The sequence below is a fragment of the Salibacter halophilus genome (assembly GCF_008806325.1).
In the GTDB taxonomy this organism is placed as follows: Bacteria; Bacteroidota; Bacteroidia; order Flavobacteriales_G; family Salibacteraceae; genus Salibacter; species Salibacter halophilus.
Genome location: NZ_WACR01000013.1, coordinates 87176 through 102218, shown reverse-complemented (window position 1 = coordinate 102218; position 15043 = coordinate 87176). Strand labels below are relative to the sequence as shown.

17 protein-coding genes are annotated in these 15043 nt (G+C 39.6%); all 17 read left to right on the top strand.

Going from position 1 to position 15043, the window contains the following annotated elements:
• A partial coding sequence (locus F3059_RS13320; protein ID WP_170265185.1) for a T9SS type A sorting domain-containing protein occupies positions 1 to 2008 on the top strand: 2008 nt, incomplete at its 5' end.
• Entirely contained in the window at positions 2008 to 2451 is a 444-nt protein-coding gene (locus F3059_RS13315; RefSeq protein ID WP_151170106.1) for a hypothetical protein, read from the top strand. The genes F3059_RS13320 and F3059_RS13315, both read left to right, overlap by 1 nt.
• Positions 2452 to 2453: 2 nt before the next feature.
• Positions 2454 to 2891, top strand: coding sequence for a hypothetical protein (locus F3059_RS13710; RefSeq protein WP_170265184.1), 438 nt, complete (start codon positions 2454 to 2456; stop codon positions 2889 to 2891).
• A 2-nt stretch (positions 2892 to 2893) separates the two neighbouring features.
• Entirely contained in the window at positions 2894 to 3331 is a 438-nt protein-coding gene (locus F3059_RS13305) for a hypothetical protein (protein WP_151170102.1), read from the top strand.
• Between the two features lies 1 nt (position 3332).
• The gene (locus tag F3059_RS13300) at positions 3333 to 3764 is read left to right on the top strand and encodes a hypothetical protein (RefSeq protein ID WP_151170100.1); all 432 of its coding nucleotides are present in this window, start codon (positions 3333 to 3335) and stop codon (positions 3762 to 3764) included.
• 1 nt (position 3765) lies between these two features.
• The gene (locus F3059_RS13295) at positions 3766 to 4194 is read left to right on the top strand and encodes a hypothetical protein (RefSeq protein WP_151170098.1); all 429 of its coding nucleotides are present in this window, start codon (positions 3766 to 3768) and stop codon (positions 4192 to 4194) included.
• 11 nt (positions 4195 to 4205) lie between these two features.
• Positions 4206 to 4622, top strand: a complete 417-nt coding sequence (locus tag F3059_RS13290) for a hypothetical protein (RefSeq protein WP_151170096.1) — start codon at positions 4206 to 4208, stop codon at positions 4620 to 4622.
• Positions 4623 to 4747: 125 nt separating this feature from the next.
• Complete coding sequence (locus F3059_RS13285) at positions 4748 to 5395, top strand: hypothetical protein (RefSeq protein WP_151170094.1); 648 nt, start codon at positions 4748 to 4750, stop codon at positions 5393 to 5395.
• Between the two features lie 19 nt (positions 5396 to 5414).
• Positions 5415 to 6053 carry a S24 family peptidase gene (locus tag F3059_RS13280; RefSeq protein ID WP_151170092.1) on the top strand — a complete coding sequence of 213 codons (639 nt, stop codon included), beginning with the start codon at positions 5415 to 5417 and terminating at the stop codon, positions 6051 to 6053.
• 43 nt (positions 6054 to 6096) lie between these two features.
• Complete coding sequence (locus tag F3059_RS13275; RefSeq protein WP_151170090.1) at positions 6097 to 7311, top strand: sterol desaturase family protein; 1215 nt, start codon at positions 6097 to 6099, stop codon at positions 7309 to 7311.
• Between the two features lie 77 nt (positions 7312 to 7388).
• On the top strand, positions 7389 to 8516 hold the full coding sequence (locus F3059_RS13270; protein WP_151170088.1) for an OmpA family protein: 1128 nt from the start codon (positions 7389 to 7391) through the stop codon (positions 8514 to 8516).
• 66 nt (positions 8517 to 8582) lie between these two features.
• Positions 8583 to 9944 (top strand): dicarboxylate/amino acid:cation symporter, encoded by a 1362-nt coding sequence (locus F3059_RS13265; protein ID WP_151170086.1) that lies wholly within the window; start codon positions 8583 to 8585, stop codon positions 9942 to 9944.
• Positions 9907 to 10971, top strand: coding sequence for a signal peptidase I (gene lepB / locus F3059_RS13260; RefSeq protein ID WP_151170084.1), 1065 nt, complete (start codon positions 9907 to 9909; stop codon positions 10969 to 10971). The genes F3059_RS13265 and lepB overlap by 38 nt, the downstream gene beginning before the upstream one ends.
• Positions 10968 to 11591: a WbqC family protein gene (locus tag F3059_RS13255; RefSeq protein ID WP_151170082.1), complete on the top strand. Its 624-nt coding sequence runs from the start codon at positions 10968 to 10970 to the stop codon at positions 11589 to 11591. The genes lepB and F3059_RS13255 overlap by 4 nt, the downstream gene beginning before the upstream one ends.
• A gap of 43 nt (positions 11592 to 11634) precedes the next feature.
• Positions 11635 to 13275 (top strand): acyl-CoA carboxylase subunit beta, encoded by a 1641-nt coding sequence (locus F3059_RS13250; protein ID WP_151170080.1) that lies wholly within the window; start codon positions 11635 to 11637, stop codon positions 13273 to 13275.
• Positions 13275 to 14279 carry a formimidoylglutamase gene (locus F3059_RS13245; protein WP_151170078.1) on the top strand — a complete coding sequence of 335 codons (1005 nt, stop codon included), beginning with the start codon at positions 13275 to 13277 and terminating at the stop codon, positions 14277 to 14279. The genes F3059_RS13250 and F3059_RS13245 overlap by 1 nt, the downstream gene beginning before the upstream one ends.
• A 194-nt stretch (positions 14280 to 14473) precedes the next feature.
• Positions 14474 to 15010 carry an NUMOD4 domain-containing protein gene (locus tag F3059_RS13240; RefSeq protein ID WP_151170076.1) on the top strand — a complete coding sequence of 179 codons (537 nt, stop codon included), beginning with the start codon at positions 14474 to 14476 and terminating at the stop codon, positions 15008 to 15010.
• Positions 15011 to 15043 lie beyond the last annotated feature (33 nt).

Genomic DNA, 15043 nt, shown 5'->3' with positions numbered 1-15043 from the left:
TTCCAAGCACTACATCTCGGCTCGCTTTTCAGAGGTCAATTTCGAGTGTGTAGAGATGCTGTACGAAACCATCGATTCCAGTTACGTGGCCGAGTGTCTGCAAGTGTATCCCAATGGAATTCTACAAAACCAAAAATACAGCGAGTTCATCTCTGCCAGTAATCAAAAGGTGCAGGGAGCCAGCTCAGGAACTGCTGACATTACCTACACGATTGAAAATGCCGCAACTACTTCATCAAACGGTACCAGTTATTTTGAATACGATATTTATGTTTCATCTTCTACTGATGTTTACTTTGACAACGGTTTAGTTCGCATCCAATACAACACTGATGCATTCGGGCAAAACGTGGTGGGCAACAACAAGGTAACGGCCCAGCGCGGAACCGTGACCGCCTCGATGGGCGATTACTACGCCCCTTCACCGGGCGACATTTCGACTGATGTATTTGCCGTGGGTGTAGGAGCTGAGCTGAATACGTACAACAGATACTACCTCACTTCTACTCCTACACAACTGCTCCACGTAAAAATGGAGATCAGTGACTGCAGTGAGCTGCCTGATTTGCAATTCACCGATCAATCCACGATGCTCACACTCTCTATGTACACCAACACAGCGGGCGGTTCAAACCTCCTCACGTTTGACAATATCACAGCAACCGATACGGAAAACCGGGACCTGTGTACCATGAACATCACGGGCATGGCACCTTTACAGGTGAATGGCGGAACTGGCGACATCGTCACCATCATGGGGAATTTTTTCGGCTCCACAAAAGGAACAATCATGATGAGAAATGCCGATGACGGAGGCGCATCCTGGATTCCACTCGATGATTACGATATCACGCAGTGGACCGACAACGAGATCAAGATCCGCGTTCCCTCAACATTGCCCATCAATGCCACAAACCCTAATCAGTTAAAGGTACCGGGCTCAGGCAAAATAAAAGTCATCACGCAATCGGGTTCGACTCAACAAACCGACACGACACTTGAAGTCTATTATTCATGGCGAAATGATTTTCGTCAGAATTTAAGTAAATCTAAAATTTTCTTAGCCGGTGTGGACAGCGTGTACGATGAAAACAGCACCAACCAACAACTGGGCTATTCCTTTATTCCGAACCCTAACATTGCCAACAACAGCAATGCCCTGGGGTGTATTCGGAAAGCGATTGATGATTGGGTGTGCGCCACCGAAATACGTTGGCAACTAGATGATAGTGTGGCTGTTATATCAGATACTTCAGATAAAAATTCAACTATACGATTCGGAAATACTGGAGCTTCTAATATTTTAGGGCAGACACATGTATGGCATAGAGTCTGTAATGATCCAAATAACAACACGATGGCGTTTAACCCCGATATTGACATCACCCTGTCCAATGCTCCCAATCAAAACTGGTTTTACGACAGTACCGGCACACAACCACAGCCGGCCGGAACGTATGACTTTTATTCCGTGATCCTTCACGAACTGGGCCACGGCCACTTGCTGAAACACGTCAACCAAACCGATGACCTGATGTATTATCATGCGAAAATTGATCAAAACAATCCCATTCCCTGGAACGAGCGGATGACCTACTTTTCACTCGCTAATCTCGATGGCGGACAAGCCATTGTAAATCAAAGTCAGCCTGTTGATTTCAGTAATTGCACAAAGCATGATTATCCAATGACTCCTCTTCAAAAAGACAACTGCAGTGTTTCGCTCTATACCGACAAGCTCAAAGAGCCCCGGGAAACCGACCTCACAGCCTACCCCAATCCCTTTGAGCGATTTGCCAAACTCGAGTTTGAACTGGAACGACAGGCCAACGTGGGCTTAAAACTGTACAGCCTCGATGGGCGTTTGGTGCGGTCTACCCCGGCCAGGCAGTACACTCCAGGTCAACACCGGATGGAGATAAACGGGAACGATTTGCACAGTGGCCTCTATATTGCTATCTTAGCCATTGGCAGCAACGAATATCCCGTGAAACTAATCAAACGATAATGTTAAAAATGCTACAACTATCCAAGCCACGGCCGGCAGCACTCCTGGTGCTGCTGGCCTTTATCTCCGCTTCCTGCACCCTGTTGATGCCTAAGGAAAAACGGCAATGCTACCGTACGTTGAAAGACTTTGCTGATAAATACTGGAAATTTAAAGATAGCCTATTAATTGAAAATGAAGAGCTTTTCAAAGTAGGACGAGGAGGAGAAGGTAAAATAAATAACTGTCTAAAAAAAATGTCTAAAAAGGACATTAAACGATTATTTGGAAAACCTCATGAAGTAAGTTTAAAAAAATCAGGTACAGGACATTACTTATACTTCATGATGGAGGACTGCAAACCTATTAGTAAAGCTAAATACTGTATTTACTATGCTTTTGAATTTAACAGTGAAAATCAATGCACTGATATATCAACCGGCACTGTTGCTACAGAAAATTGACAATGAACTCTAAAACTTATTTATCACTGCCCAGTCTTGTTTTACTTTTTGCTTCGTGTGCGCTGTTGAAGCCGGAGGAAAAACGGCAGTGTTACCGCACCTTGAAAGATTTTGCTAAGGAGCACTGGAAATTTTCGAATCATGACAGCGTCTTAGCTGGAACTATGAGAAATGAAATGGTCTCTAAGTTCGTTGAAAAAGACGGCAACATCCCAAATTGTTGTTATAAAATGAGCTTCCCTGATATAAAGAGAATATTCGGAACTCCTCACCAAATCGTTTACGATGGTCACAAAGTCAAAAAATTCTATTATTTCACTACGCTTTCCTGTTACCCTTCATTAGAAGAATCACGCTATTGCGAGTACTTTTACTTCCACTTCAATGATGAAGGAGTTTGTACAGATATTGGGGCTTCAGGCAAGCAAACCAGTCACTGAAAATGAACTTAACAGCTCGCTTTTCACTACTAAGCCTTGTCTTTCTTTTTGCTTCGTGTGCGCTGTTGATGCCACAAGAAAAACGTCAGTGCTACCGTAAGCTGAAGGATTTTGCCAAGGAGAATTGGAAATTCTCAAATCACGACAGCATACTAGTTGAAGACTCTACACTTTTTCATTCGGTAATAAAAAAGGGAGGGATAAGTGATTGTGCAGTTGGCATGCAACCAAAAGAGATTAAAAGAATTTTTGGGACACCACATGAAATTGTTAAACTTGACTATAGATCGACTAAAAATGTAACCCAGTTTTACTACTACACAATGTTCTGCTACCCCTCCGTTTCAGAGGTAAAAGCTTGTAATTATTATTACTTTGATTTTAATGAGAACGGTGAGTGCATGTCCTTTGGAGCAGGAGGTGTTCAAAAAAGCCACTGAAATGAACTTCAAGACTTATTTTTCATTGCTGAGCCTTGTTTTGCTTTTTGCTTCATGCACCCTGTTGATGCCGGAGGAAAAACGGCAGTGTTACAGTACGTTAAAGGATTTTGCTGATGAGTATTGGTCTTTTACTAGTCATGACAGTATTCTATTAGAAACAAAAAAAATGTTCAATAAAACTGTTGAAGTAGATGGTGATATTCCAAATTGTGTAAAAAAAATGGACACTAATGATATAAAACGTTTATTTGGGACTCCTCACCAAATAGTTTACAAGAAAAACCAAATTAGAAGATACTATTACTTCAGTCTCATGTCTTGCTATCCATCATTAGAAGAATCTCGTTTTTGTTCTTATTATGCTTTTTACTTTAATAATAATGGAATTTGTACAGATATTGGGGTTTCAGGCAAACAAACCAGTCATTAAAATGAATTTAAAAACCTTCTTTTCACTACTCAGTCTTGTTTTGCTTCTTGCTTCGTGTGCGCTATTGATGCCTGAGGAAAAAAGAAAGTGCTATCGTAAATTGAAAGACTTTGCTGATGAGCATTGGAAGCTTTTGAATCACGATAGTTTACTCATAGAATCGAAAGGTACTTTATCGGCATTTATAGAAAAAGATGTAGAAATAAAACGGTGTGCCTACAAGATGAATACATCTGAAATAAAGAAAATTTTTGGTTTACCTCATCAAATAGACACGGTTAATAATAAAACTGTTTTTTATTATTTCTCATCTGAATCATGTTATCCTTCACTTGAAAAATCAAGGTTTTGTAAGTTCTATTCGTTCCATTTCAACGAAAGAGAATATTGTGAAAAGATTAATGTCGCCACATTAAGTACCGATAGCTAATTAATTCAAAAATGCTACAACTATCAAAAACACTCCTGATATTGCTGGCCTTTATCTCCGCTTCCTGCACCTTGTTGATGCCAGCAGAAAAGCGGCAGTGCTACAGTACGTTAAAGGATTTTGCTGATGAGCATTGGAAATTCAAAGACACTCTATTAGTTGAAAGTATCGAACTTTTTAGAGCAGCAAACAGTAAAAAAATAGATGGCTGTGTTAAAAAGATGTCTGAAAAGGATATTAAACGAATATTCGGCAAGCCTCATGAAATTGTGGTAACACGATCTAATGTAACACAATACTATTACTTCATGTTTGATGCATGTTACCCTATAAGCGAAGCAAAATACTGCAAGTATTATGCGTTTGATTTCAATTCAGAAGGAGCTTGTATTGGCTTTGTTAATGGAGGTGTTGAGAAGAGTTATTGAAATGAAATTTTTAGCTTTACACTTCCTAAATGAGGAACTAAGTCTATTTTATTTACAAAAAATTAATATTGTCATACCTTTTTCATCATATTAATATATTTAGTAAAAACTCAATATCATAAAAAATGAGTCAACTATCAAAGAAGCAGATTTACAATCGTTGGAGAGACATAAAAAAGGTTTTAAGGCAGCGACCTCTTCTTGCTTACACAGTAAACATACCTTATGAAAAATGGAATACATACATGTATTCTATCCCTGAGCCAGACGAGGTAAATAGAGTATATGATGCTATTGAAAAAGACAGAATTGAAAAAACTTACCGAATAAAAAAAGAACTTTCTAAAATGGTAGGTTATCGAGAGTCAAAAGAATATAGTCGAAAAAGCAGAGTTTCTGACACCTATATCAGACAAATAATTGAAGGCAAAAAAGAAAAAGCAGGTTATAGTATAATTGACAAATTAGAACTTTTTATTTCAAGAGTTAATCCCGAATTTGAGCCCTCAATTGAGAATTCATTAGATATCAAGTCTTATTCACTGGACCACTTAGCCGGGGTTGCAAATGAAATAAAAAACATATCTAATGGCTTAAATAGATATTGTTTGTCTCTTATTGAGATGAGCCGTAAACAAGGAACTGATGAAGACTTATTTGGCAATAAAATTAAACCGACTGATTCACTTGAAGGTTACATAGAACATCTTTCAAGGTTAAAAAACGATATTGACTCATTTTGGAAAGTATACGTAGAAGGGAATCTAAAATAACAACATTCTATTGTTAAGTATGATCAAACCAATTGAAAGAATTATTCAGCTAAAAGAGTATAAAGGGATGAATATAAGCAACTTTGAAAAAGCTTGTAACCTCTCAAATAACTCAATTCAAACGGCTATAAAACGAAAATCAAATTTAAAAGACAAAACGTTAAACAAAATATTAGACACCTTTCCTGAAATAAATCCTACTTGGTTATTAACCGGAAAAGAAAGTATGTTAAAGGAGGAAAGTATAACCAATAAAAATAATAAAGGGATTCCTTACTTTAATAATAGTGCTAGTGAAAACTCAATTGAATGGTTTATCAAAAATTTAAACTCCCCTGAAAGTTACATTCAGCTACCAGGAGTACAAGATTGTGATTTTGCAATAAATATTGTTGAAAGGTCAATGACTCCAACCTTAAATCCTAGCGATGTAATAGTCTGCAAGAAAATTACAGACCCATCAATTATTCTATATGGTTCAGTTTATTTTATTGTAACTCAAGATTTGTTTACTGTAAAAATTTTGAAACCCGGTAATAAAAATAAAACAATTAAACTCTGTAATTCAAATGATTTTAACGACTCACTTGAGATTCATCGAGATAAATTACTTAATCTCTACTTAGTGAAATGTATTTTTCGCAAAATTCAATTCTAGTAAGTTATAGTCAATTTAAAAGTACATACCTTTATGATCGCAAATGGATATCAATCCCATCATATTAGCGATTCCGGTTTACTTCATTCTCATTGGAATTGAAGTCCTTTACGACCGGTTGAAAAACAAGAAGCGGTACCGCCTCAACGATGCCATTACCAACATCAGTTGCGGTATTACGGAGCAGGCAACGGGTGTTTTTGTGAAAGTGTTTACCGTTGCTTTTTACCACTTTTTCTTTGTGAACTTCGCTATTTTCTCCGTTCCCGAAACTGTTTTCTGGACAGTGGTATTATTCCTGGGTGTTGACTTTTTCTATTACTGGGCTCACAGAATGAGCCATGAAATTAATCTCTTTTGGATCGGGCATATTGTGCATCACCAAAGTGAAGATTACAACTTTTCTGTCGCCCTGAGACAGGGAGCTCTACAAAAAGTTTTTACCTCGGTGTTTTATATCCCGCTCGCTGTCATTGGTTTCAAGACAGAGTGGTTTCTGTTTATCGGAGCGTTTACAACACTTTACCAGTTTTGGATTCACACCGAGATGATCGACAAACTACCGCGCTGGTTTGAGTATATTTTCAACACGCCATCACACCACCGCGTTCACCACGGGAGAAATGAGAAATACCTCGACAAAAATCACGCTGGTACATTGATTATTTGGGACAGGATGTTTGGCACGTTTCAAAAGGAAGAGGAAAAACCCGATTATGGCGTCACTTCACAAACGGCAACATTTGACCCAATCAAGGCTCACATCGACCCGATTAAAGCATTGTGGAAAAATATGAATGCTTTTGAGAAAAGTACTGATAAACTTCGTGTGCTTTATAAAAGTCCGGCATGGTTAGCTAAACAGCCGCAGGTCGATCTGCCTACCCACCCAGTTGAAAAATACAACAGCACAATTGGATCTGACCGTGGATATTACATTCTTTTTCAGTACGCCATTATTTTAGGCATCACAGCATTTTTCCTGTTCCAGTTTTCCACTTTTGAAATTGTTACACAGGTCTCATTCCTCGCGTTCATCCTTTTTTCAGTCATGGCGATTGGTAAATTGCTCGATCAATCAAAAACCGGATCGAATCTCGAATTGCTCAGGCTCTTTGTCACGCTCATTTTCACGTTAACTGTTTCTGTCAGCTCCATGTTCCCCACTCTATTATCCAGTTCAATCATATTACTGGAAATGATTTCACTAATCTGGTTTTTCAATTTTGGCATCTCGGCAAAACCCGTTAAATACTGATCTATTCAACAATTGCTGTTAATAACAACTCCATTTTCAGATTTAAAATAACGTAACAATAGCTTTCTTTGTGAGTAATGAGAACCATTTTGTTTTTACAGCTATTGCTCTTCGCCAGTATAGGTTTCGGTCAGAACCTAATCCCCAATGGCGATTTCGAGAAAAAACGTGGAAGGAGATACACGCACCGGCCATGGCGTTTCATCAACACGGTTGACAGATTTGTCCTCGATGGAGATACTCGCAGACCATACGGAACAGAAGACTGGGCTCTTCCTCAACCGCAATCAGGAAATGTTTATGTAGGCATTCGTGTTTATGCCAAGTATCGTGAGTTTTTGCAAATCCGTCTTACAGATGAACTCGAAAAAGGAGAACGTTATTTATTTGAAATGTATGTTCACCCCAGTGAGCGCTACAATTCATATTTGAGGAGTATAGGTGCCAGCTTTTACCACCGCAGACCTTACTACACGAGTGAATATTACATTTATAAAAACCCTCCTCAAGTTGAAGAATACAGGCATGAAGGAATATTTGCTGCAGATACAGCTCAGGACGGCTGGGTGAGAGTTTCCGGGACATTCAAATCTAACGGAACTGAAAAGTATATCTCAGTGGGGAACTTCAGTAAAAAACGCATCAGGGATAAGTTCAAAAAGAAAAAATGGTACGTTCCTGATTATTGGAAATTCAAGGCCTATTACTTCATCGATAACATTGCGCTCTACAAGATTCGTGATGAAGAACCTGAAGACAAAGAGGATTTACAACCGCTGGCTCTGATCGATACAACTGTCCACATTCCCGATACACTTCCTTATTCGATTGAAGATGAAAATTACATTTACACGATCGATGAAAAACGACAGCTCGTTTTGGAAAATATCAGGTTTGAATTTGGAAGTGATGAGCTCATTCCTACATCTTACCGTGACCTCGAGTTGGTTTTGGAATATTTGAACGCCAACAGGGAAGCCCGTCTCAAAATTGTTGGTCACACAGATAACGTAGGAGACAAGCGCGATAATATGCGTTTATCGATTAAACGGGCTAAACGTGTTTACGATTACTTTACTGATAATCAAATAAGGCCAGACAGACTCGAGTATGAAGGAAAGGGAGAATCTGATCCGTTACACCTGAACAATACAAGGCAGAATCGTGCAAAAAACAGGCGTGTAGAAATTCTCCTGCTCGAATAATTTGAGTGGATTTTTTCTGGTTTCGCTAAATTTGAGACGAAGAATTAAAACCAATCGCCTCACAAGATGAGATCATTTAAACTACAAGTTGCTTCCCTAAAAACCTTTTACTCTGAAATACAGTCACTCGTAGAACAAAAACTATGGGTGAAAGTCATCATCGGGATGATATTGGGAATTGCCGGAGGTGCAATCATAAGCCCGGCAGCGGGAATTATTCCTGAATCATTTTCCTCGAAAATTGGAAGTTGGGCCGGTTTGCCGGGTACTATTTTCTTACAAATGGTACAAATGATCATGATTCCGCTTATTCTCACATCCATTGTTCAGGGAATTTTAGGATCAGGAAGTCTTGAACAATTGCGCAAAATGGGCGGGTCTGTTTTGGTCTATTTCCTTTTTACGACAACAGTAGCCATTACAATTGGAATCTCTCTTTCTTATATCATAAAGCCCGGCTCAAGACTTACTAAGCTAGGCGCAAGCCAATCGCCATCAGATGCTCCAGTAGGAGAAAAAAGCAATATTGATACCGATATTCCTTCATTAGTTGGTCAGTTAATTCCAGATAATCCTTTGGCCAGTATGGTTGCCGGTGATATGCTGGCAGTTGTCATCGTGGCTATTGTGGTGGGAATTGCTCTTGCATCACTTTCTTCTAAAAAAGCACAGCCGGTTGTGGACTTGTTGAGCAGCGTTCAGCAAGTTTGCATGACAATCGTGAACTTTGCCATGAAGCTTGTCCCCTATGCTGTTTTTGGGCTGATGGTTCAGCTCATCGCAAATCTAGGCTGGTCGAGTCTTACCGGGCTGAGTATTTACATGGGAACTGTAGCTTCCGGACTTATAGTTCTTATATGTGTTTACGCCATTTTGATCTTTCTGCTGGGTAGGCAAAATCCATTTCGTGCATTATCAAATATGCGTGATGCCCAACTGCTCGCCTTTTCAACAGCTAGTTCAGCCGCTGTGATGCCACTCACCATGAAAACAGCCGATGAAAAATTAAAAGTAAAACCTGCAGTTTCCAATTTCTTAATTCCGGTTGGAGCCACTGTCAACATGGACGGTACAGCACTCAACCAGGCAGTTGCGCTCATCTTCCTTACTCAGGTTTATGGAATTCCGCTAGAATTGTCAGATCTCCTCATCATCACCTTTACAATTGTTGCGGCATCAGTGGGTACACCATCAATTCCGGGTGGCGGAATGATCATCCTGGGAACGATTGTGAGTAATTTTGGTGTTCCCGCGAGCGGTATTGTAATCCTGATTGGTGTCGATCGAATTTTGGGAATGCTCAGAACCGCGGTCAACGTCACTGGTGATTTAACGGCATGTACCGTTTTCGATAAAATAGGCAACTTTGAAGCGCAAGGAAATGTAGTAAATGAAAAAGAAGAAGTACAAGCAACGCAAAAAGCATAAGTCAAACTCCATTCTTCAATGGGGTCGTGCTTTTTTACTCGCATTACTGATTCTTTGGATTTTCAAATCCGGTTTTTTCGACCTTTACCTCGTTTCTTCGAGAAGCATGAATGCAACCATTCAAAAAGGTGATTTCATCATCGGGAATAAGCTTGCTGTTGGACCAAGGTTACCCATTACGCCACTCTCAATCCCGTTTACTCATCAAAAATGGCTGGGATTTCAACCATATTCCACAATTATCCAACTCCCCTATTTGAGAATTCCGGGATACGATACCGTTTCGCGCGGAGATATTCTAATTTTTAATTATCCCAATGAGTCTCATCACCCCATTGATCAGCGTACGTTTTTCATCAAGCGATGTGTGGCACTTCCCGGTGATGAATTGAATATTGAAGACAAAGAGATCTTCGTCAACAACGAAAAAATTCATTTTAGAGGAGCTGAGCTGCAATTTGAATACTCAATTGAAATCGATCGCGATCTATTCGAGCAGATTGAAGGTCATTCAACTATCAATTTCCCAAAAAAGTTTGACGGAAAATTCTCTGTAAACATCACTGAAGAACAGGCTGAAAAACTCAAAAGCCAGAAAGGTGTTAAAAGTGTTCGCAAAACCGGCTCTGACCGTTACCAAAACACGGGACTTACATTTCCCTCCTCGCCCGATCTAAAATGGACGAAAGACAATTTTGGTCCGCTCGAAATTCCTTTTGAAGGTTGGAGGTTAAGGCTCAATAAAACAAACTTCGAGCTTTACAGCTCAACCATAAGAGATCACGAAAACCACAATATCGAGCGCATTGATGATCAATTTTATATCGATGGAAAAGAAACGGAATATTACACCTTTGAGCAGAATTACTATTTCATTTTAGGTGACAACCGCGATAACTCCAGTGATTCCCGGTACTGGGGATTATTACCTGAAAGTCATATTGTTGCCATCACGAGCAGAGTCCTTTTTTCAGTGAATGATGAAGGAGTAAATTGGCAAAGAACACTTAAAAGTTTAACCGAATGATTTTTCCAATATTTTACGCTGGACCTGTTTATTATTACGCTCATTTGATCGGGCAGGAAAACATTTCATTTGAAATTTGGGAAAACTTCACCAAACAAACACCCCGCAACCGTTGCACCATTGACGGCCCCAATGACGTGACAAACCTCGTCATTCCCATCAAAAAGACAGCTTCTAAAATGAAGATGAGCGATGTAGAAATTGTCTATGAAGAAAACTGGCAACACAATCACTGGCAGGCCATTCAATCAGCTTACGGAACTTCACCGTACTTTGAATTCTACGATTATTTATTTGAAAACGTCTATCGGTCAGAGCCGAAAAAACTCATCGATTTCAATCTGGCACTTCACCAAATAATCATGAAATGTTTGAATTTCAACATTGAATATTCCCTAACCTCAACGTTTCAGTCAATTGAAAATGAATCAGATTACCGATTAAAATTCAACGTGAAACAACACAGGTTCAGTGAAGAATTACCTGAATATTTTCAGGTCTTTGATGACCGTCATGATTTTAGAAAAAACCTCAGTATTTTAGATTTGATTTTTAACCTTGGTCCAGAGAGCAGGACATATTTGCTCAATGTAAAGGAAAATTATCTCAACAAAGATTGACGCTACTCCTTTTGTATATTTGACAACCGCAAAAGAAAAAACTATGGCATCTAAGAAAGAACTCGAATTCAATAAAAATGACGATAAAATGCGACTCAAATTATCTGAGTTGCAAAAGAAATTTGAAAAAGTTTCGCTTGGTGGAGGCCAAAAACGAATAGATAAACAACACAAACAAGGCAAGTTAACAGCCCGAGAACGTGTTGACTACCTGCTCGATGCTAAAAAGCCGAGCATAGAAATTGGCGCATTTGCCGGAGATGGAATGTACGAGGAATACGGTGGCTGTCCCTCTGGTGGCGTTGTCGTGAAAATTGGCTACGTCAAAGGCGAACAATGTATTGTTGTGGCTAACGATGCCACGGTGAAAGCAGGTGCCTGGTTCCCAATCACCGGTAAAAAGAATCTCAGAGCGCAGGAAATAGCCATGGAAAACAAACTCCCTATCATCTACCTCGTGGATAGTGCCGGAGTTTTCCTTCCCATGCAAGACGAAATATTCCCCGATAAAGAGCACTTTGGTCGCATTTTCCGCAACAACGCTAAAATGTCGAGCGAAGGTATTTTACAAATCGCAGCTGTAATGGGAAGTTGTGTTGCCGGAGGAGCTTACCTCCCCATCATGAGTGACGAAGCCATGATCGTTGACAAAACCGGAACCATCTTTTTGGCTGGCTCCTATCTTGTCAAAGCTGCCATTGGAGAAGATATCGATAACGAAACACTTGGCGGTGCCACAACTCACAATGAAATTAGCGGTGTTACAGACTACAAGTGTGAAAATGATGAAGCCTGCTTAGACCGCATCAAAAACATCATGGATAAAGTAGGTAATCATACACCTGCAGGATTTAATCGGTCAGAGCCGGCAAAGCCAAAAGAAGACGAAAGCGATCTTTACGGCATCATGCCATACGATCGTTCAAAACCATACGAAGTAAGAGATGTCATCGAGCGATTGGTGGATAACTCAGAGTTTGACGAATACAAAAAAGACTACGGTAAAACCATCGTAACCTGCTACGCTCGCATAGATGGCTGGAGTGTTGGAATCGTTGCCAACCAGCGAGGAATGGTCAAATCGCGCAAAGACGGAATGCAATTTGGCGGAGTAATTTACAGCGATAGTGCCGATAAAGCTGCTCGCTTCATCATGAATTGCAACCAAAAGAAAATTCCGCTCGTCTTCTTGCAAGACGTAACAGGATTTATGGTTGGTTCTCGATCAGAACACGGTGGTATTATCAAGGATGGCGCCAAAATGGTAAACGCAATGGCTAACTCCGTTGTGCCTAAATTCACTATCGTGATGGGTAATTCATACGGAGCCGGAAATTACGCCATGTGCGGTAAAGCATACGACCCGCGATTAATCGCAGCGTGGCCAACTGCTGAACTTGCCGTTATGGGCGGTTCTCAAGCTGCAAAGGTTTTACTCTCCATCGAAGTTTCAAGGCTAAAAGCAAAAGGTGAAAAAATCACTGAGGAAAAAGAGAAAGAACTGTACGATAAAATCAAGAACAGTTATGACGAGCAGGTTTCACCTTACTACGCTGCCAGCAGGCTTTGGGTCGATAACATCATAGACCCAATGGATACCCGAAAATGGATCTCAATGGGTATTGAAGCTGCTGATCACGCACCAATTGAAAAACGCTACAACGTAGGAGTTATTCAAACATAATGATGCACCAAAAACTCAAAACATACTCCAAAGCTGATATTTTAAAATACGTTTCAAAAAGAGACGGAGAAACGAAAATTGGCGAAGTCATTCGGTCAGAACCAGAGCTTCTCGGTTCTGACCGTGTTGATTACGTCCTTCTAGGCATTCCTGAGGATATTGGGGTACGCGGAAACCTTGGCAAAGGCGGAGCTTACTCAGCCTGGGATGCATTTCTCAACGCTTTCTTAAACGTGCAGAGCAATCAATTTCTGAAAGGTGACAACGTTTTATTGCTGGGCCACATCGATTTTGAATCTGAGTTGAAAAGTTTGCAAGCTCTGTCGACATCTCGCCCAGATGATGTTGGAGTGTTTCGATCAGAAACTGAGAAAATCGATGATGTTGTATCAGAAATAATACGGGAAATTGTTGAGCACGGAAAAATTCCAATCGTAATTGGAGGCGGTCACAACAACGCTTACCCCATCATCAAAGGAGTTTCTACAGCTCTCAACAAACCAATTGGTACTATCAATTGCGATCCACACAGCGATTTTAGAAAGTTAGAAGGTCGCCACAGCGGCAATGGCTTCAGCTACGCTATGGAAAATGGATTCCTTAAAAAGTATGCGGTAATTGGCCTACACGAAGGTTACAACAGCGAAACAAACATTGCAGACCTTCGAGAAAATGATAGCATATATACGTCCTACTTTGAGGACATTTTTATTAGGGGAAAATTAAGTTGGAACGAAACAATATTTAATGCCGTAAGTTTTATAGGAGAGTTGGAGACAGGAATTGAACTAGATTTGGATTCAATAGAAAGAATGCCGGTTAGTGCATTTACACCTTGTGGTATATCAATTATTAATGCAAGGCAATATATTTCAAAAGTTCGTACCGGTTCTAATTATAAATATTTGCATATTTGCGAAGGAGCACCTTTGCAAAATGATATAAATCAAAAAGTTACAGGTAAGAGTATTTCATATCTTGTTTGTGATTTTTTGAAACTATAAACTTTTAATGTGAAATTATGTTTTAAAATAAATATTTATTAATTATATTGAAAATCAATTCAAAACATCTGACTAAAATTTACAACCTGATAAGCTCTCACCAAGCTATATTTGCGAAACTTTAATAGAATTTCCCCTCTCTCCAGCTACTCTCAACAATCTGATTCTTTATAAAGTTAAGGAGGAAAACAATTATGAAAGATTTCAAAGGAGAAATTTGGAAAGAGGTAAACCTCAAAGGCATCGATTTAAAATCGAAGTATGAGGTATCTAACCTCGGCCGAATAAAAAGTTACGCATACGGCCGCGGTAAAATTTTAAAAGGAACATTAATTGAAGGCTATCCTGCTGTTCGTTTTAGAACAAAAGAGGAAAAACTTATCAATCAATACGTTCATAGATTAGTTGCTAAAACTTTTCTACCAAAACCTAAAGAAGGTCAACGCCTGATTCTTCACCTCGATTATGACAAAACAAATAATCGAGCTGATAACCTTCAATGGGCTACTCGTAAAGAGCAAATTGACCACAAGGTTAAGGGGCCAAATCACAGAAAGGGGTTAGTGACAAACTCAAAACTGAGCAAAAATCAGGTTATTGAGATCAAACGGATGTTAAAAGAGGGGAAACTTAGAAAATCTGTTATAGCACGTAAATTCTTAATTTCACATACACAACTCAATCGCATTGAATCAGGTGCTAACTGGGCTAATGTGAAATTAGACGATTAAAATACATCATTGTACTCCTGAGTACATGAATCC